At 64.0% G+C, this 18,232-nt stretch carries 15 protein-coding genes and 1 tRNA gene; 10 read left to right on the top strand and 6 right to left on the bottom strand.

Annotation, left to right across the window (positions count from 1 at the left end):
• Positions 1–61: 61 nt before the first annotated feature.
• Both purD and AC4D2M_RS03550 read left to right on the top strand, forming a co-directional pair.
• Positions 62–1,363, top strand: a complete 1,302-nt coding sequence (gene purD, locus AC4D2M_RS03555; protein WP_490890034.1) for a phosphoribosylamine--glycine ligase — start codon at positions 62–64, stop codon at positions 1,361–1,363.
• 2 nt (positions 1,364–1,365) lie between these two features.
• Positions 1,366–2,232 (top strand): phosphoribosylaminoimidazolesuccinocarboxamide synthase, encoded by an 867-nt coding sequence (locus AC4D2M_RS03550; protein ID WP_490890032.1) that lies wholly within the window; start codon positions 1,366–1,368, stop codon positions 2,230–2,232.
• Between the two features lie 66 nt (positions 2,233–2,298).
• Here the strand turns inward: AC4D2M_RS03550 and AC4D2M_RS03545 are convergent.
• The 5 genes from AC4D2M_RS03545 to AC4D2M_RS03525 all read right to left on the bottom strand — a co-directional run bounded on the left by AC4D2M_RS03545 (position 2,299) and on the right by AC4D2M_RS03525 (position 9,441).
• Positions 2,299–2,372, bottom strand: a tRNA-Pro gene (locus AC4D2M_RS03545).
• A 103-nt stretch (positions 2,373–2,475) separates the two neighbouring features.
• Complete coding sequence (locus AC4D2M_RS03540) at positions 2,476–4,323, bottom strand: ABC transporter ATP-binding protein (protein ID WP_490890031.1); 1,848 nt, start codon at positions 4,321–4,323, stop codon at positions 2,476–2,478.
• Positions 4,320–6,146, bottom strand: a complete 1,827-nt coding sequence (locus tag AC4D2M_RS03535) for an ABC transporter ATP-binding protein (protein WP_490890030.1) — start codon at positions 6,144–6,146, stop codon at positions 4,320–4,322. The genes AC4D2M_RS03540 and AC4D2M_RS03535 overlap by 4 nt, the downstream gene beginning before the upstream one ends.
• Before the next feature lie 116 nt (positions 6,147–6,262).
• Positions 6,263–7,204, bottom strand: a complete 942-nt coding sequence (locus tag AC4D2M_RS03530) for a metallophosphoesterase (RefSeq protein ID WP_490890424.1) — start codon at positions 7,202–7,204, stop codon at positions 6,263–6,265.
• Entirely contained in the window at positions 7,201–9,441 is a 2,241-nt protein-coding gene (locus tag AC4D2M_RS03525) for a transglycosylase domain-containing protein (RefSeq protein ID WP_490890029.1), read from the bottom strand. Before AC4D2M_RS03525 ends, AC4D2M_RS03530 begins: the two co-directional genes overlap by 4 nt.
• 37 nt (positions 9,442–9,478) lie before the next feature.
• Between AC4D2M_RS03525 and sp36 the strand changes: the two genes are divergently transcribed.
• From sp36 to AC4D2M_RS03505, 4 genes are all read left to right on the top strand, one after another.
• Complete coding sequence (sp36, locus tag AC4D2M_RS03520; RefSeq protein ID WP_490890027.1) at positions 9,479–9,640, top strand: Sp36 family protein; 162 nt, start codon at positions 9,479–9,481, stop codon at positions 9,638–9,640.
• Complete coding sequence (locus AC4D2M_RS03515; RefSeq protein WP_490890026.1) at positions 9,637–10,119, top strand: RidA family protein; 483 nt, start codon at positions 9,637–9,639, stop codon at positions 10,117–10,119. Before sp36 ends, AC4D2M_RS03515 begins: the two co-directional genes overlap by 4 nt.
• Before the next feature lie 4 nt (positions 10,120–10,123).
• Complete coding sequence (locus AC4D2M_RS03510; RefSeq protein WP_490890024.1) at positions 10,124–11,035, top strand: NUDIX hydrolase; 912 nt, start codon at positions 10,124–10,126, stop codon at positions 11,033–11,035.
• A 571-nt stretch (positions 11,036–11,606) separates the two neighbouring features.
• On the top strand, positions 11,607–11,924 hold the full coding sequence (locus AC4D2M_RS03505; RefSeq protein ID WP_490890022.1) for a hypothetical protein: 318 nt from the start codon (positions 11,607–11,609) through the stop codon (positions 11,922–11,924).
• A gap of 293 nt (positions 11,925–12,217) precedes the next feature.
• Here AC4D2M_RS03505 and AC4D2M_RS03500 read toward each other — a convergent pair whose 3' ends face one another.
• Entirely contained in the window at positions 12,218–12,895 is a 678-nt protein-coding gene (locus tag AC4D2M_RS03500; protein WP_026544229.1) for a Crp/Fnr family transcriptional regulator, read from the bottom strand.
• 204 nt (positions 12,896–13,099) lie between these two features.
• Between AC4D2M_RS03500 and AC4D2M_RS03495 the strand changes: the two genes are divergently transcribed.
• From AC4D2M_RS03495 to AC4D2M_RS03480, 4 genes are all read left to right on the top strand, one after another.
• Complete coding sequence (locus AC4D2M_RS03495; RefSeq protein WP_490890019.1) at positions 13,100–14,284, top strand: MarP family serine protease; 1,185 nt, start codon at positions 13,100–13,102, stop codon at positions 14,282–14,284.
• Between the two features lie 185 nt (positions 14,285–14,469).
• Positions 14,470–16,164: an ABC transporter substrate-binding protein gene (locus AC4D2M_RS03490; RefSeq protein ID WP_490890017.1), complete on the top strand. Its 1,695-nt coding sequence runs from the start codon at positions 14,470–14,472 to the stop codon at positions 16,162–16,164.
• An 87-nt stretch (positions 16,165–16,251) separates the two neighbouring features.
• Positions 16,252–17,256 carry an ABC transporter permease gene (locus tag AC4D2M_RS03485; RefSeq protein ID WP_490890015.1) on the top strand — a complete coding sequence of 335 codons (1,005 nt, stop codon included), beginning with the start codon at positions 16,252–16,254 and terminating at the stop codon, positions 17,254–17,256.
• On the top strand, positions 17,253–18,197 hold the full coding sequence (locus AC4D2M_RS03480) for an ABC transporter permease (RefSeq protein ID WP_490890013.1): 945 nt from the start codon (positions 17,253–17,255) through the stop codon (positions 18,195–18,197). The genes AC4D2M_RS03485 and AC4D2M_RS03480 overlap by 4 nt, the downstream gene beginning before the upstream one ends.
• Positions 18,198–18,232 lie beyond the last annotated feature (35 nt).

Below are 18,232 nucleotides of genomic sequence, written 5' to 3'. Positions count from 1 at the left end.
GCAACAAAAACTTCTGTAGTCATTACTTTGGCACAGGACCGAGCCAGTACCCTGAACTACTGTGAAGGTTCTTGTGATAGGCCCCGGAGGCCGCGAACACGCCATTGTCCGAGCGCTCCTGATTGATCCGTTCGTGAGCGAGGTGCACGCGGCTCCCGGCAACGCCGGAATGGCCCAGGACGTACCCGTTCACGCGATCGACGCGAACAACCCCGACGCCGTGACGGAGCTGGCTGCCCGGCTGGGCTCCGACCTGGTGGTCGTGGGGCCGGAAGCGCCGCTCGCCGCGGGTGTGGCGGACGCGCTGATCGCAGCCGGTGTCCCCGTTTTCGGACCCACGAAGGCCGCGGCGCAGCTGGAGGCGTCGAAGGCGTTCGCCAAGCAGGTCATGGCCGCCGCGTCCGTTCCGACGGCGATGGCGAAGGTGGCTTCGAACGCCGCCGAAGCGAAGGAAGCGCTGGACTCCTTCGGCGCACCGTATGTCGTCAAGGATGACGGACTCGCCGCGGGCAAGGGAGTCGTGGTGACCTCAGACCACGCGGCTGCCCTTGAGCATGCGCAGGCGTGCTTCGACGCCGGCGGCTCCGTAGTGATCGAGGAGTACCTTGACGGCCCCGAGGTGTCGCTCTTTGTCCTCTCCGACGGATCCACCGTGGTTCCCCTCGCGCCGGCGCAGGATTTCAAGCGCATCTTCGACTACGACGAGGGGCCGAACACCGGCGGCATGGGCGCCTATTCGCCGCTGGAGTGGGTACCCGCGGGCCTGGTTGATGAAGTAATTGAGCGCGTCGCGCAGCCCACCATCGACGAGATGGCACGCCGCGGCACCCCCTTCACCGGCGTCCTCTACTGCGGGCTGGCGCTGACCTCCCGCGGGCTGCGCGTCATCGAGTTCAACGCCCGGTTCGGCGACCCTGAGACCCAGGCCGTGCTCGCCCGTCTCAAGACCCCCTTGGGGGGTCTCCTCCTCGCTGCCGCGAAGGGTGAACTGGACACCGTCGACAATCTCAACTGGTCCTCCGAGGCGGCAGTCGCCGTCGTGCTTGCCTCCGCAAACTACCCCGATACGCCGCGCACCGGTGATCCCATCAACGGCCTGGCCGACGTCGCCGCACTGGAAGGCGTGCACGTCCTGCATGCCGGCACCGCGCTCGCGGAGGACGGCTCGGTGGTGTCCGCCGGCGGGCGGGTGCTCGCCGTCGTCGGCCTCGGGGAGGATCTCTCCGAAGCGCGTGACAGGGCGTACGACGGCGTGAGCCGGCTTGAATTGGAAGGCGGCCAGTACCGCACGGATATCGCTGCGAAGGCTGCGCGCAGCGAGGTTGTCGTTTCGCAGGCGGCTTCAGTGGCGGGAGAGGCGTAGGCATGGCACAGGAACTTGCGGGCTGGCGGCACATCTACTCGGGGAAGGTGCGGGACCTCTACGAGCCCGAAACGGGTGAGGACGATCGCGTGCTTGTGGTCGCCAGCGACCGGATCAGCGCCTACGACTACGTGCTGTCCTCCGAGATCCCGGACAAGGGACGGGTGCTGACGCAGCTGAGCCTGTGGTGGTTCGAGCAGCTGTCCGGCATCCCCAACCATGTCCTGTCCACCGACGTTCCCGCCGAGGTTGCCGGGCGGGCCATGATCTGCCAGCGGCTGGAGATGTATCCCGTCGAGTGCATCGCCCGCGGGTACCTGACCGGCACCGGGTTGCTGGAGTACAAGGCGTCGCGGACCGTGTGTTCGCTGCCGCTGCCCGAAGGACTGGTGGACGGCTCGCGGCTGGAAGAGCCGCTGTTCACCCCGTCGGCCAAGGCGGAGGTAGGCGAGCACGACGAGAACATCAGCTACGACGCCGTCGTCATGATGGTGGGCGATGACCTCGCGGACAAGCTGCGCTCGTTGACGCTCGACATCTACTCCCGTGCGGAGTCGATCGCGCGGGACCGGGGGATCATCCTCGCGGACACCAAGGTGGAGTTCGGGATGTCGCGCACCGGAGAAGTGACCCTCGGGGATGAGGTGCTGACACCGGATTCGTCGCGGTTCTGGGACGCCGCGCTGTACTCGCCGGGCAAGGCGCAGCCGTCCTTCGACAAGCAGTTCGTGCGCGACTGGCTCACGTCCGACGATGCCGGTTGGGACCGCGTCTCTGAACCGCCCGCGCTGCCGGCCGACGTGGTTGAGAAGACCCGCGCCCGCTACATCGAGGCATACGAGCGGCTGACGGGCGAAAAGTTCGTCTAGAGCATTCGGGAAACAGCGTTCCGGAAACACAAAAGGTGCCCGCACCAGCGGGCACCTTTTTCTCTGTCGGGGTGACAGGATTTGAACCTGCGGCCTCGTCGTCCCGAACGACGCGCGCTACCAAGCTGCGCCACACCCCGATGTCTTTCACGGCCATAAGAGCTGCGAAAGCAACCTCTCAAGGATAACGGAGAAAGTCGTCAGTTACGAACTAGAGCGAACCAGCTCGCCACCGGAACATAACTAGACCAGCGAGTCCCGCCACGCGGCGTGCAGCGTCGCGAATCGGCCGTTGCCGCTGATGAGGTCGGCGGGCGTTCCGTCCTCGACCACGGTGCCGTCGTGCACCACCAGAACACGGTCGGCAATTTCCACCGTCGAGAGCCGGTGGGCAATGATCAGCGCGGTCCGGTTGCCCAGCAGCTTCTGCAGGCCCTGCTGCACCAGCCGCTCGCTCGGGATATCCAGGGACGAAGTCGCCTCATCCAGGATCAGCACTGCCGGGTCCGCGAGGAAGGCCCGGGCGAAGCTGATGAGCTGCCGCTGCCCGGAGGAGACCCGGCCGCCGCGCTTGTTCACATCGGTGTCATAGCCCTCGGGCAGCGAGGTGATGAACTCGTGGGCTCCCACCGCCCTGGCGGCTCCCTCGATCTCCTCCCGGCTCGCCTCCGGCTTGCCGAGAGCGATGTTGTCCGCCACGCTGCCGCTGAACAGGAACGCCTCCTGGGTGACCATGACGACGGCGCGGCGGAGGTCCTCCGGCGCGAGCTGGCGAAGGTCCACGCCGTCGAGCGTTACGCGTCCTGTCGAGACGTCATAGAACCGGGCAATCACCTTGGCAAGCGTCGACTTCCCGGCACCGGTCTGTCCGACGAGCGCAACCGTCTGACCGGCAGGAATGGTGAGATCCATGCGCGGAAGGATGACCGGGCCATCCCCGTAACGGAACTCGACGCCGTCGAACTCGATCCTGCCCTCTGCATTCTTCAGGACTACCGGGTTCTTCGGAGGACGAACGGTCGGTACCTCCTCGAGCAGCCCGGACACCTTCTCCAGGGCTGCGGCAGCCGACTGGAACGAGTTGTAGAACATCGCCATCTGGTCCACCGGCTGGAAGAAACGCTTGCTGTAGAGGAGCAGGGCCAGCAGCGCGCCGATCTCCAGGGACCCGCCGAGAACGCGGAAACCGCCGAACAGCAGCACCGCAGCCACGGTCACGTTGCCGATCAGCACCAGCCCCGGCTGGAAGACACCGTTGAGGTTGATTGAGCGCACCGTCACGCGGCGGTAGTCCTCCGCGAGCTCGTCGTAACGGTCCGCGTTGACCTTCTCGCGGCGGAAGGCCTTCACGGCGCGAATACCGGTCATGGTCTCGATGAAGTGAACGATCAGCTTGGCTGAGACCACCCGCGATGACCGGTACGCGATCTGCGAATGCTTCTGGTACCAGCGGGCCAGGAACGTCATCGGGATGGCCGCGACGAGGATCAGCAGCCCGGTGGGCCAGTCGAGCACAAAGATGGTGACGGCGGTGAAGATCATGTACATGAGGCCGGATGCCAGGGAGCTGACGCCGGAATCGAGCAGTTCGCGAAGTGCCTCAAGGTCGGAGGTCTGGCGGGAAATGATGCGCCCGGAGGTGTACTTTTCGTGGAATTCCAGGCTGAGCCGCTGCGTGTGCCGGAAGACGCGCACGCGCAGGTCCAGCAGCATCTCCTGGCTCAGCCTGGCTGCGGCGAGGACATAACCGGCGGTGAGCGTTGCCGCCAGCACGGCCGCAACGAGGTACGTGATGCCCGCAGCCCAGAGCAGCCCGGAGTCGCCCTGCAGCATCGAGGGAAGCGCATGGTCGATACCGAAGGCGATGATGGCGGGCCCGGCCACCCGGGCCATCTGCGAGAAGACCACCAGGAACGCGGTCCAGATGAACTGCCTGCGGTTGGGACGGATCAGCGACCCGAGGAGTTTGAAGGACCGTGACCGGACGGACTTGTTCTGCGCCCGGTCGAGCATCACCTCGTCCTCGTTGTGGACTCCGGAGGAAATGGCCGACGACGACTTGATCCTGGCCGGCTTCGGTGAGGTACTCATGCGCGGGCCTCCTGGTCATTGTGCTCCAGCTCTTCCAGCTCGCTGTCCAGATCCACCGGCTCCTCGGTCAGGCTCGCGATGACGTAGCGGTAGTGGTCACTGCGCGCCAGCAGCTCGGTGTGGCTGCCGACGTCCGCGATGCGTCCGTTTTCCATCAGGGCCACCCGGTCGGCCAGCGCGACCGTCGAGGGGCGATGTGCCACGATCAGCGTTGTGGTGTCGGAGAGGACTTCGCGGAGCCGTTCCTCAACCAGTTCCTCGGTGCGCACGTCCAGCGCCGACAGCGGGTCGTCGAGGACCAGGACCTTCGGTTTGGCAGCGATGGCACGGGCAAGCGCAAGCCGCTGCCGCTGCCCGCCGGAGAGGCTGAGGCCTTCTTCGCCGATCAGCGTGTCGACGCCGTCGGGAAGGGAATACACGAAGTGTGCCTGCGCCACATCCAGGGCCTCGGCGAGGATAGCGTCGGCGTCGTCGTCGTTCCTCGCGTCCGCACCCATCAGCACGTTTTCACGGACTGAATTCGAGAACAGCGTAGTGTCCTCGAAGGCCACTGCAACGTGCCGGCGCAGTTCCTCAATGGTGAGTTCGCGCAGGTCGATCCCATCGATCCGGATGGTGCCACCGGTGACGTCGTAGAGCCGGGGAACCAGCTGGAGCAGGGTGCTCTTGCCGCAGCCTGTCACACCAACCAGCGCCATGGTTTCACCGGCTTTCAGGGTGAGGTTGACGCCGTCGATGACCGACGTTGACGTGTCTTCGGCGTCGGGATAGCGGAAATGTACGTCGTCGAACGTGACCTCTCCCCGCGGGTCATGCAGGATGCGCGGATTGGGAGGGTCCGTGATGGTGTTCTCGGACTCCATGACCTCGTAGTGCCGGTCGATCGCCGTCTTGGCGGTGAACGTCATGGCAAGCAGGGGACCGATGAATTCGACCCGTCCTGCGACCACTCCGGCGGTTGCGAAGAAGGCTACTAGGCCGCCGATGGTGACCTCGCCGTTCACGGCCAGGAGGATGCCCGTCACAAGCGAAGCACCGAGCGCCAGCTCGGGCAGCAGCGTGACGATGAGCGAGAACGTTGCCAGGCTCCTGGCCTTGTGAATCTCCGTTTCACGCAGTTCCTCGGCCTGGTCGCTGAACGCGTCGAGGGCTTCCCTGCTCCGCCCGAAGGCCTTCAGGACGCGGATGCCGTGGACGGATTCCTCCACCGTGGTAGCGAGATCGCCGGCCTGGTCCTGACTCTTGCGCGAAACCCGGCTGTAGGAGGTGCGGAACCGGAATCCGTAGATCATCACGGGGATCGCGGCTGTAATGAAGATCAGCGCCAGGGGCCAGCTCATGAAGAACATGATGGCCACGCCTGCGGTCACCGTGAGAGCGTCGACCACGAGCATGATGGCGCCGAATGCCATCCACCGCCGCATGAGGTTGAGGTCGGTCATCGCGCGGGACAGCAGCTGACCGCTTCCCCAGCGGTCGTGGAAAGCCACGGCAAGGTTCTGCAGGTGCCGGTAGAACGAGGTGCGCAGATTGGTTTCGACGGTGGTGGCGGGATTGATGACGAAAAACCGCCGCAGCGCGACGAACGCTGCTTCGAGCACCCCGAGCAGGAGCACGATCCCGGACGCAATCCACACGGTGGAGGTGGACTGCCCTTCGGCAAGGGCGTCGTTGACGAGCACCCGGAACACCTGCGGGATGGCCAGGACCATGATGCTGGCCCCGAGCGCGGCGATGAGCCCGAGAACCAACCGCGGAATGATCGGCTTCAGATGCGGGTACAACCGGCTGAGAGACTCCCACAGCGTTGTTTGCGTCGGCATGCTCTTCCCTCGAAAGTTGAAGATAGGAGGGAGGCGATTATTTCGTGTCCCCCAGCAACAATCCTATGTCAGGCCGAGCTTGACGCCCGTCAGGAGTGCCGGTGGGTACCCAGCACTCAGCGGGACGTAAGCGTCAGCAATACTGCTTCGGGGCGGCACGCGAAACGGACTGGAGCAAACCGCGACGTTCCAATGCCGGCGGAAACATTCAGCGGGACAGCCCTGCCGTTGTTCTCCCACCGGGTCAGGCCCCGCGCACGCCAGGTTGGCAGGTCGCAGTTGCTCACGAGCGCGCCGTATCCGGGTACGCATACCTGACCGCCGTGCGTGTGACCGGCGAGGATCAGATCCGCTCCGCCATTGGTAAAGGCGTCGAGGACACGCTGGTAGGGGGCATGCGCGACGCCGACACGGAGATGCGGTGCCTCGGCTGCGGTGCTGCTTCCCGAGGGGAACCCGACGAACCTGTCCCGATTCAGGTGCGGATCATCGACGCCGCTGAGGTCGAGGCGCACTCCGCGGACAGCAACTGACTGGCACCGGTTGGTGAGGTCAACCCAGCCGGCAGCGCCGAACCGGGCGAACATCTGCTGCCAGGGCAGTTCCTTCGGCGGCTTGCTTCCGTTGTGTGATGACGGTCCGGCAAGGTACCTGAACGGGTTCTGCAGGCTTGGAGCGTAGTAGTCGTTGGATCCGGGCACGAAGACACCGGGGAAATCCAGAAGGGGTTCCAGCGCTTCCAGCAGGGGAGTCACGGCCTTGGGGTGGCTGAGGTTGTCACCCGTGTTGACCACGAGGTCGGGCTTCAGATCGGCCAGCTCCTGCAGCCATCTGGACTTCGCTTCCTGGCGGGGAACCATATGGATGTCCGACAGATGCAGGATCTGAAGCGGCCGACTGCGCGGGGGAAGGATTGCGAGGGTCTCGGTGCGGAGGCCGAACAGGTTCCTTTCGACCAGCGCGGCGTAGCCTAAAGTGGCGACGCCGGTCGCCGCGGTCAGACCGAGCGTGACGGCAGCGCCGGTGCGCGATCTCGCTTTAGTTGTCCCCACGATCAGCCGTTGCCTCCACCATTGCCGTTGCCGTTTCCAACACCGTTCCCATTGTTGCCCGAATTGTTCGACGACTGATCGGGCCGCGGACGCTCCATCGGGCGGTTGGCGGTCATCCTGGACGGCGGGTCAGCGAACGGCTTCGGCTTGTACGAACCCTGAATCTGCTCCATGTAGCGCGCCCAGGACGGTGCGGCAACGAACGCGCCGTCAATCTCGTCATACACCCGTCCACCGATCTTGAGGGCAGACAGCGAGGTGCTGTTTTCCTTCCAGTTGCCAACCCAGCTCGCGGTGGCCATAGCCGAGTTGTAACCCACGAACCAGGTCTGCGACCGGGCATCGTTGGTACCGGTCTTGCCGGCCATCGGAATGTCACCGAACTCAAGCAGCTGACCTGAGCCACGCTCCATCACTTCCTGGGTGGCGTAGTTGACGCCGCGAGCCAGCTCCTTCGGGATGACCTGCTCGCACTTGGGCTCCGGTACGGGGAAGGTGGTGCCGTCGACGGCGGTGACCTCTACGAGAGCCAGGGGCTCGCAGGTCAGGCCCTCAGCCGCGAGCGCGGCGAACGCCGTTGCCATCGAGATGGGAGCAACCTCGCTGCCACCACCGATCAGGGCAGAGGGCTGGATCTGCAGGGGTGAGTATTCGCCGCTGGCGCTCTTGCCGTCGTGCACGCCCAGCTTCGACGCGATCTCGAAGGGTTTGCAGAGGTCAACCTGCTTCGCGGTGTACATGGTCACGGTGTTGTAGGACTGCGCGAGCCCTTCAAGCACCGTGTAGTTGCCGTAGTTGATATCGCCGTAGTTCTGCGGTTCGTAACCTTCGGCATCGGGAAGGACGTATTCTCCACCGGGCAGGCAGCTGGCCTCCCAGGTTTCCCCCTGCTCGTATTTCCTCTTGCTGCCGTCCACGACGGTGCCGAGGGAACGGCCGTCCTCAAGCCAGGCCGCGACCACGAAGGGCTTGAACGTTGATCCGGGCTGGTAGCCGCCGAGGCCGCCGAGCGGCTTGTTTGGATCTCCGCCTGCGTACTGATCGACGTTGAAGTTGAGCACGGAGTCACCTGCGGTCTCGCCCGGCATGAAGCGCGTGTTCTGTGCCATGACCAGAATCTTTCCGGTCCCGGGCTGCATGCTCACCATCGAGTGGCCCACCGCAGCGTCGGTGGTTTCCCGGTTCGCGGTCTCGTTGATAGCGGTCTGGGCAGCGGCCTGCGCGCGGGCGTCGAGGGTTGTCTTGATGGTGAGGCCTCCGCGATACAGCAACTTCTCGCGATCTTCGCGGGTTTCGCCGTAGGCCGGATCGTTGAGGACCAGGTGGGTGACGTAATCACAGAAGTAGGGTGCCTGCTCAGCGCCGACACATCCGTTGAGGACCGGGGTGATGGCGAGGCCCAGATCAGACGCGACTGCGGCGTCGTGCTCTTCCTGCGTGATCTTTCCGGTCTCAAGCATGCGGCCGATTACCAGGTTGCGGCGCTCGAGCGAACGCTCCGGGTACAACTCGGGGCTGTAGAAGGTGGGACCGTTGACCACTCCGGCGAGGAGGGCGGCCTGCTGGATGTTCAGGTCCTTGGCCTCGACGTTGAAGAAGTACTTGGACGCAGCCTGAACCCCGTAGGTGTTGCCGGTGAACGGCACGATGTTGAGGTAGCCGGCCAGGATCTCCTCCTTGCTCAGCTCCTTCTCCACAGCGATAGCGAGCTTGGCCTCGCGGATCTTGTCGCCCAGAGTCTTCTGTCCGCTGAAGGTGATGTCCCCGCCGCTCTGCATGCTGGCGTCGATGAGCACGTTGTTGACGTACTGCTGGGTGATGGTTGAGGCGCCGCGGGTGGTGTCGCTGCTGATGTTGCTGATTGCAGCGCTGATGATGCCCTGCAGGTCTACGCCGCCATGGTTGTAGAACTGATCGTCCTCGATAGCGATCAGCGCATCCGTCATGTTTTCGGAGACCTCATCCAGCGTTACGGGCTGGCGGTTCTCCTCGTACAGGGTGGCGATCGGTGAGCCGTCGGAGGCGACAATCTTGGAGGGCTGCGCGAGCGCGCCGCGCTCAAGCTCAGCCGGAAGATTCTCGAAGAACTGGATCGAAGCGGATGCTCCGGTACCGGCAGCAGCAGCTACGGGCACCAGAAGGCCCGCAGCAAGCACCCCGCTCAATCCACTGATTCCAAGAAATGCAATGATTTTCCCAAGGGTGGTTGCCGTGTCAAAGAAAGGTGATTTACGAGCAGCCATGTATTCCAGTTTACTAGCACGCGCTACCCTGTGAGTCATGACCAAATGGGAGTACGCCACAATTCCGCTCATCATCCACGCAACCAAGCAAATTCTCGACCAATGGGGTGAGGATGGCTGGGAGCTGGTACAGGTGGTGCCAGGGCCTGAGGGTAACGGCCTCGTTGCATACCTCAAGCGTGAGAAGAACGCCTCATGACCAGCGCGAATGAAGCGGTCTCCGCTGTCGAGAGCAGGCTCCAGGAGCTGGGGATCACCCTTCCGGCGGTGGCAGCCCCGGTGGCGGCCTATATCCCCGCGGTCGTGTCAGGCAACCACGTCTACACCTCGGGGCAGCTTCCCTTTATTAACGGCGAACTCCCAGCAACGGGCAAGGTCGGTGGTGATATAGGCGCGGAGCAGGCCAAGGCTTATGCGGCGACCTGTGCTGTCAATGCCCTTGCCGCCGTGAAGTCCCAGATTGGGGATCTGGACCGGGTTAGCCGGATCGTCAAGGTCGTCGGTTTCGTAGCATCCGACCCCTCCTTCACTGGCCAGCCCGGGGTGATCAACGGAGCTTCCGAGCTGCTCGGGCAGGTCTTCGGCGAAGCGGGCGCACACGCACGTTCCGCCGTCGGGGTTGCCGTACTACCATTGGATGCGCCCGTCGAAGTCGAAATTATCGCGGAGTTCATCTAGTTTCGTGAATCGTTCAAGCACCAGGTTGTTTCCAGTCCCGGACGAGCAGCAGGGCGCCGCACGCAGTTGGATTGATCACGGCGAGCGCACCCCCATGAAGCCGCGACCGGCGTCGTCGGTCGTGTTGATTCGTGACGCTCCGGCGGGCACCGAGGTGTACCTCTCGTATCGCCGCGGGGAATCGCCGCTCGGGGTGGTGGCGTTCCCGGGCGGCAGCGTGGAAGAGAGCGACGACGACCACATCACCTGGTTTGGTCCCTCACCCGCCCAGTGGGCCGCGGCGCTTGCCACGGACGATCATCATGTCGCCCGGCGCTTTGTTGTTGCCGCGATCCGGGAGCTGTTCGAGGAAACCGGCGTCCTGCTGGCGGGACCGGACGCTTCGAGCCTGATTGAGGGAACCCGACATCCCCAGTGGATGGAGGCACGAGAAGCCATGGCGGCCGGTGACAAGACCTTCGCTGAGATCCTCGGTAAGCGCGGACTGGGCGTGCGCACTGACCTCATCAAGCCGCTGTCGGCCTGGCTCAGCCCCGACTTCGCGCATCGCCGCTTCGATACCCGGTACTTCGCGGCGGCACAGCCGGTGAATCAGGAGCCCACCCTGCTCGCGAGCAAGGGTGTCTGGGGGCAGTGGCGATGGTCCGCTGAGGAGATCATGCAGCGGAACACCACCGCACTCGGCGATGAGATCGGCCAGCCGAACACCGTCGGTCGGACCTTGAGCGAGTTGACCGTTCCCGCCGTCGAACTGATCCTCGAGAAAATCGGTTCCTCGCGGGGCTGTATCGCCTACCTGTCCCACAAGCGGCCCATGAAGGTGTACTCGCCTCGCCTGATCGAGGCGGACGGGGAACCCAAGATTGAAGTCGAGTGCTCAACCGCCACGGAAGGTTCCGAGCAGCGCGGCCGGTAGCCGCCGTCGTCGTTCTCCCTCCCCTGGAACTTTCGCGCACCTATGGTGGCTTCCCTGCGCCGTAACCCGCCTGACCTACGGAAAAGTTCCCGGCTGTGGATAGCCAGCACGCAGCGGATGCAGAATGCGCTGAGATGGACCATGCCCAGACGCACGCCCCTGCCTGAGGAACTGGCTGCCCGGTCGTTTACGTTGCGAGAGGCTCTCAGCGCGGACCTGTCGAGAAGTCGAACCCGTGCTAAGGACCTGAACACACCCAGTCGGGAAGTCCGCGTTCCGGCCGATGTTACCCAACCCATGCTGTCGCGTTGCCGGCCATATGTAGCTTTACTCCCGGGAAGCTTCGTCTCCCATACCACTGCGGCGGATATCCACGGGATTCACCTGCCGCCGTGGATCTCGCGGGAGAGCTTGCACCTGTCCCGGGGCAAGCAGACGGCCGCACCCCGCAGGAAGGGAGTGACAGGACACCGGCTCGACGTCTCAGAAAGGGACGTGGTTGAGATCGACGGCTTGTCGGTGACGAACGTGGCTCGATCTCGCAACGCTGCTCTCTCTCGAGGATCTCGTGGTGGCCGGTGACCAGATTGTGAGCGAGCACGTCCGCTCCTTCGATCGTTTGCGTGTCGGTGTTGATTCTCCTCCAGAGACGCTTGTGCGCTTGATCCTCGAGGACGCAGGCTTGCCCGAGTTCGTGGTGAACTACCCGCTGCGCGACCCCGCTCGGGAAATCATCGCCTGGACTGATCTTGGCTGTGAGGCATTCAGGACCTGCATCGAATACGACGGCGAGCATCACCTGACGTCTGAGCAGCAAGCCAGGGACATGGCACGGGACGCAAAGGTTGCGGAGATTGAATGGGGCTCAAGTGAAACTGAACCGGCTTGATCTGCAGGAGGGCGGTTGGCGAGTCGTTTCGAAGGTACGGAAAGCTCTTCTACGGCAAGGATGGCGCCCGGGATCTCACGAAGTTTTGCGCAGCCTAGGTGACTCCGACCGTTGGGAAACCGCCTGATCTGCCCGGAAGTTACGGAGGATGAGGTGCTGAGACGTCGACGGCGGGTGGTCCCATGGTAACCACCCGCCGTCGTACTGGTGGGAGCTTTTGTGCATGTCCGGCGGCATCGCGGCCTCCGAATCCCCCGATCTGCCCAAAAGTCCCGAGGGCGAAAGCTGAAGGCCTAGCGGCTCCGCTGGCGCAGGCGCTGGATGTCGAGGATGACGACGGCGCGTGCCTCCAGACGCAGCCAGCCGCGCTGCACGAACTCCGCGAGGGCCTTGTTCACCGTTTCACGGGAGGCTCCAACGAGTTGTGCGAGCTCTTCCTGGGTGAGTTCATGCGCCACGAGGATGCCGTCCGTCGCGGGCCGGCCGAAGCGGTCCGCGAGGTCGAGCAGGGCCTTGGCCACGCGCCCCGGAACGTCGGAAAAGACGAGGTCCGCGAGGGACTCGTTGGTGCGGCGCAACCGGCGGGCCAGAGCCTGCAGCAGCTGGGCAGACACCTCGGGCCGGGTCTCCAGCAGCGCGCGGAGGTTCTCGTTCTTGAGTCCTGCGAGGCGGGTTTCTGACACAGCCGTGGCCGTCGCGGTGCGCGGGCTCGGGTCGAACAGGGCCATCTCACCGAACAGCTCGCCGGGGCCGAGGATTGCCAGCAGGTTCTCGCGTCCGTCCTGCGCGGTGCGGCCCAGCTTGATCTTTCCGGAGACGATGAAGTAGAGCTGGTCGCCCTGGTCGCCCTCCCGGAAGACCGACGCGCCGCGGGACAGATCCACTTCGGTCAGCTCGTCAGTGAGTGCCGCAAAGACCTCGTCGCCCAACGAAGCGAATAGGGGCGCCCTGCGCAGTACCTCGATATCCATGAAATCTCCTATGTATGATGCAAACCAGCCAGTTTCCCGCTTTTCCCATCTTGCCGTACGCAGAGACGTTGTGACACCTGCTACACGCGTGTTCGCCCATGGGGTAGGGGAAATCACGCCGGGCCGCTCGGCGGACTGTCAGCCCGGGACCGTAGAATCGAAGCTCAGCAGGGGAAGTGCCGCGCTTCCTGAGAGGGGAGTGGAGTGTTCGGCTTTACGCTCCTGGACATCATCCTGATCCTGATGCTGATCGGTTACCTGATTACAGGGCTGAAGAACGGCTTCCTCGTTACCCTAGGCGGAATCATCGGGTTCGCTGCCGGTGCCGTTGCCGCCTTCTTCGCCATTCCGCTGGTAAGCGCCTGGGTATCAGAAGACGCCTGGCGGCTGGCAGCGGTGATAGCCACTGCGTTGATCCTGGTCATCATCGGGCAGGCGCTGGGCGCCGGCTTGGGGCGCGCACTCAGCAGCAGGGCGGGCTCGGTTCCCGTGCGCGTCGTAGACCGTCTGCTGGGCGGCGCCACGAACGTTGTTGTAGCGGCGCTCGTGCTCTCCATGCTCGCGTTCAGCATCAGCACCATGGGAGTGCCATTCCTGTCCCAGGCGATCGCGTCGTCGAAGGTGCTGGACAGCATCGATGTCCTGACGCCGTCGCCGGTGCGCGCCTGGATGGCGGAGATCCGTTCCATCGCGGTGGCCGACGGGATTCCCACCCTCCTCGAGGGCGTGGCGCCGGCCACACCCGCTCCGGTACCGGACGCGTCCGTGGATACGCCGGAGCTTGCCGCTGCCTCGCAGTCCGTCCTGCGGATTGCAGGTACGGCGTTCCAATGCGGCCAGAACCAGACCGGGTCAGGTTTCGTCATCGCACCCGGCAGGGTGGTCACCAACGCCCACGTAGTCGCCGGTGTGAACCAGCCGGTGGTGGAGGTACCGGGTGAGGACGCCATGCCCGGCAATGTTGTCTACTTCGACCCGGTCAGGGATCTCGCCGTGATTGCGGTGGACGGACTCGACCGTGCGCCGCTTGCGCTCGGTGAAGGGCTCGAGACAGGCGCCACCGCCGCTTTCGCGGGGTATCCCGCCGGCGGGCCGTTCCAGATTCAGCCGGCCAGCGTACAGAACCGTTCCGACGTGCTCGTTGAGAACATCTACGGTGCCGACCCGACGGCGATCAACGTTTACTCGCTCGCCGCCAACGTCCAGCAGGGGAACTCCGGAGGGCCGTTGCTGGACATGCAGGGGCGGGTTGCCGGCCTCATCTTCGCCAAATCCACTGCGGATCTCCCCGTGGGGTACGCGCTCACGCTTGACGAACTCCGCCCCGTCGTCGAACAATCCCCGGCACTCAACGAGACCGTATCCGCCGGGCAGTGCACCGAACGCTAACCCTGCAACATTCTCCGACTGATCGGGATACCGACCGCGTAATCAAATCGTGATGGCTTGCTGGCGGGAAATACTGCGAGCGTCAATGCTGAGAGTTAGGCTCGTCACATTAGGTAACACGGCATGCCGTGCGCCACACGGACACAGTGACGTGTCCGACCGGTACCAGATCACCAGGAGCCTCAATGTTCACAAGCAAAACGGCGCGGGGGACGCATCCCACAAGGAAGCGTGCTGCCGCCTTCACTGCCGGCGCCGCAATCAGCGCCATGCTGCTCAGCGGTTGCGTCCAGAGCGATCGTGAAGAAGGCGGCAGCACAGGAGATGCGGAAGCTGTTGACTCGACCTTCGTGTTCGCTGCATCGTCCGACCCGGCATCGCTTGACCCGGCATTCGCAAGCGACGGCGAGTCCTTCCGCGTCAGCCGGCAGATCTTTGAAGGTCTCGTCGGCGTGGAGCCCGGGACTGCTGACCCGGCGCCACTGCTGGCCGAGTCCTGGGAGACGTCCGAGGACGGACTCTCCACTACGTTCCAGCTGAGGGAAGGCGTCACCTTCCACGACGGCACTGAGTTCAACGCCGAAGCTGTCTGCTTCAACTTCGACCGCTGGTATAACTTCACCGGCCTGGCCCAGGCGCCGTCGGTGTCCTACTACTACAACAACCTCTTCCGCGGTTTTGCAGACTCACCGGAAGCCGCTGTCTACGAGTCCTGCGAGGTGAACGGCGACCAGGAGGTCACCGTCACGCTGGCAAAGCCGTTCGCAGGCTTCGTCCCAGCGCTCTCGCTTCCCGCATTCGCCATGCAGAGCCCCACCGCGCTGCAGGAGTACAACGCCGATGACATCGGCGGCTCCGCGGAGGCACCCCAGCTGAGCGAGTACGCGGAGGGGCACCCGGTTGGCACCGGCCCATTCAAGTTCGACTCCTGGAACGTCGGCGAGGACCTCACTATCTCCGCCTACGACGAATACTGGGGCGAGCAGGGAGATGTCCAGAACGTAATCTTCCGTATCATCGATGACCCGCAGGCCCGTACGCAGGCCCTGCAGGCTGGAACCATCGACGGCTTCGACCTCGTGGCACCGGCCGATATTCCGGTCCTGGAGGACGACGGCTTCAAGATCGTCCAGCGCGATCCGTTCACGATCCTCTACCTCGGCATCAACCACGCTGTCGAAGAATTGAGCGATCCGCTGGTACGCCAGGCCATCCACCACGCAATCGACAAGCAGGCCCTGATCGACCAGACGCTGCCCGAGGGCACCCAGCTGGCCACCCAGTTCATCCCGGATGTCGTGGACGGGTACAACGAGGACGTCACCACGTACGAGTACGATCCTGAGCGTGCAAAGGAACTGCTCGCTGAAGCCGGGTACCCGGACGGGTTCGAGGTCCAGTTCAACTACCCAACGGACGTTTCCCGCCCCTACATGCCGACTCCTGAGCAGGTCTTCACCAACATCAGCGCCCAGCTGAAAGAGGTAGGCATCACCGTCACTCCGGCGCCCGATGTCTGGACGCCTGACTACCTGGACCGTATCCAGGGCTCGGAGGACCACGGACTGCACCTGCTCGGCTGGACCGGCGACTACAACGACACCGACAACTTTATCGGCGTCTTCTTCGGTCAGGAAAAGATGGAGTTCGGTTTCGACAACCCCGAGCTCTTCGACGCACTGAGCGAGGCCCGCGGCATGACCGACCGCGAGGAACAGACCGAAATGTACGAGGAGATCAACGAGCAGATTGCGGAGTTCAACCCGGCGATCCCGCTGGCGCATCCGGCGCCGTCGTTGGCCTTTGCTCCGCGGGTGGAGTCCTACCCGGCGAGCCCGGTCAATGACGAAGTCTTCAACATGATCGAACTGAGCGAGTAACAACATTGGCGGAGGGGCCGGTCACGCGGGTCCCTCCGCTTTTGTCTGCACTCGTTTGCTTGGGTACCGCACTGTTGAAAGGACACTGTGCTTCGCGTCATTGGTAAACGTCTTGCCCTGCTGGTTCCCACCCTGTTTGGACTGTCCGTCCTGCTATTCCTCTGGGTGAGAGCACTGCCGGGCGGTCCGGCCACAGCTCTGCTGGGAGAGCGGGCAACCCCCGAGGCGGTCGCCCGCGTCAACGAACTGTATGGGTTCGACCAGCCGTTGATTCTTCAGTACTTCACCTACATGGGGAAACTGCTCCAGGGTGATTTCGGTACGTCAATCATCACCGGCCGGCCGGTCCTCACCGAGTTCGCCACCCGCTTCCCGGCAACCATCGAACTCAGCATCGTCGCGCTGATCTTCGCGATCGGCATCGGTATCCCGCTGGGCTACCTCGCAGCGCGCCATTACGGGCGGGTGCTGGACCATGGTTCGGTGGTCCTCAGCCTGATCGGGATTACCATCCCGGTGTTTTTCCTGGCGTTCATCCTGAAGTACCTGTTCGCCATCCAGTGGCCCATCCTGCCCCCGGACGGACGGCAGAATCCCCGGATCAACGCCACCCATTTCACGGACTTCTACGTCCTGGACGGCATCCTCACGGGAGAGTACGACGCCGCGTGGGACGCCTTCCAGCACCTGATCCTTCCGGGGCTGGCCCTCGGAACCATCCCGCTTGCCATCATTGTGCGCATCACGCGTGCTTCAGTGCTGGAAGTGCAGAACGCTGACTACGTGCGGACGGCACGCGCAAAGGGCCTGATGGAGAAGACAATCCGCAGCCGCTTCATCCTGCGCAACGCCATGCTGCCTGTTGTGACGACGATCGGTCTGCAGACCGGTCTGCTGATTTCAGGTGCGGTTCTTACCGAGACCGTATTTGCGTTCAACGGCATTGGACGTTTTCTCCGCGACGCCATCTTCGAACTCGACTACCCGGTGCTGCAGGGCTTCATCATCTTCATCGCCATCCTGTACGCGCTGATCAACCTCCTCGTTGACATCTCCTACACCATCATCGATCCAAGGGTGCGTGTGCAATGAGTACTGTCTTGCCTCCCGCCGCGGGCGGGCCAACCTCTCCCACCACGGAGCCAACCCTTGAAGAAGGCGGCGGAACCGGTCTCTGGAAAGACGCATTCCACAGGCTGCGCCGGAACCCGCAAGCCATCACCGGTGCCGTCATCATCGGGTTGTTCCTGCTGGTCGCCGCACTGGCGCCTATTCTGGCGCCCTATGGCGGGGAAGCGCTGCCCGGCCGTACGCAGATCACACCCATCAACATTCCCGGACCGGGTGAGCTGCCGGAATATCCCCTGGGGCTCGACCGCTTCGGCGGCGATGTGCTCAGCAAACTGATCTGGGGTGCGCAGGCCTCGTTGCTGATCGGTGTCATTTCGACCGCGATCGGTCTGGCTGGTGGAATGCTCCTGGGGCTACTGGCCGGAGGGCTGGGCGGCTGGGTGGACAGCGTCATCATGCGCTTTGTGGACATCCTGCTGTCGGTCCCGAACCTGCTGCTCGCTGTGAGCATCGCGGCGATACTGGGGCAGGGGCCGTATGCGGTGATGATCGCGATCGGTGTTTCGCAGTTGCCGATCTTCGCCCGCCTGCTCCGGTCCTCCATGCTCTCGCAGCGTGGGTCGGACTACATTCTCGCCGCGCAGACACTCGGCCTGAGCAAACGCACCATCACGATGAGCCACCTGCTTCCCAACAGCGTCGGTCCGGTGATTGTGCAGGCGACGCTGTCCCTCGCCACCGCCGTCATCGATGCCGCTGCCCTGTCCTTCCTCGGACTCGGCGGCGGGCTCCCGCAGACAGCTGAATGGGGCCGCATGCTCACGTACGCGCAGGCAGAACTGGCGTCCTCACCGCATCTGGCGTTCCTGCCCGGTGCGTGTATCGCCATCACCGCGCTCGGGTTCACCCTGCTGGGAGAGTCGCTGCGCGAGGCACTGGACCCGAAGACCCGGCAAAAGTAGCCCCGAGGCCTGAAAGTACGACGGCGGCCGGTCAC

The sequence above is a fragment of the Arthrobacter sp. TJ-270 genome (assembly GCF_058269075.1).
The sequence above is the reverse complement of the archived record's forward strand: the minus strand, read 5'-3'. Positions and strand labels throughout refer to the sequence as shown.

Bases quoted from the DNA above. Each gene is read 5' to 3' on its own strand.
- AC4D2M_RS03490 (WP_490890017.1), top strand. From the start codon at position 14,470: ATGTTCACAAGCAAAACGGCGCGGGGGACGCATCCCACAAGGAAGCGT.
- AC4D2M_RS03535 (WP_490890030.1), bottom strand. From the start codon at position 6,146: ATGCCGACGCAAACAACGCTGTGGGAGTCTCTCAGCCGGTTGTACCCG.
- AC4D2M_RS03515 (WP_490890026.1), top strand. From the start codon at position 9,637: ATGACCAGCGCGAATGAAGCGGTCTCCGCTGTCGAGAGCAGGCTCCAG.
- AC4D2M_RS03480 (WP_490890013.1), top strand. From the start codon at position 17,253: ATGAGTACTGTCTTGCCTCCCGCCGCGGGCGGGCCAACCTCTCCCACC.
- AC4D2M_RS03500 (WP_026544229.1), bottom strand. From the start codon at position 12,895: ATGGATATCGAGGTACTGCGCAGGGCGCCCCTATTCGCTTCGTTGGGC.
- AC4D2M_RS03540 (WP_490890031.1), bottom strand. From the start codon at position 4,323: ATGAGTACCTCACCGAAGCCGGCCAGGATCAAGTCGTCGTCGGCCATT.
- sp36 (WP_490890027.1), top strand. From the start codon at position 9,479: ATGACCAAATGGGAGTACGCCACAATTCCGCTCATCATCCACGCAACC.
- AC4D2M_RS03525 (WP_490890029.1), bottom strand. From the start codon at position 9,441: ATGGCTGCTCGTAAATCACCTTTCTTTGACACGGCAACCACCCTTGGG.
- AC4D2M_RS03550 (WP_490890032.1), top strand. From the start codon at position 1,366: ATGGCACAGGAACTTGCGGGCTGGCGGCACATCTACTCGGGGAAGGTG.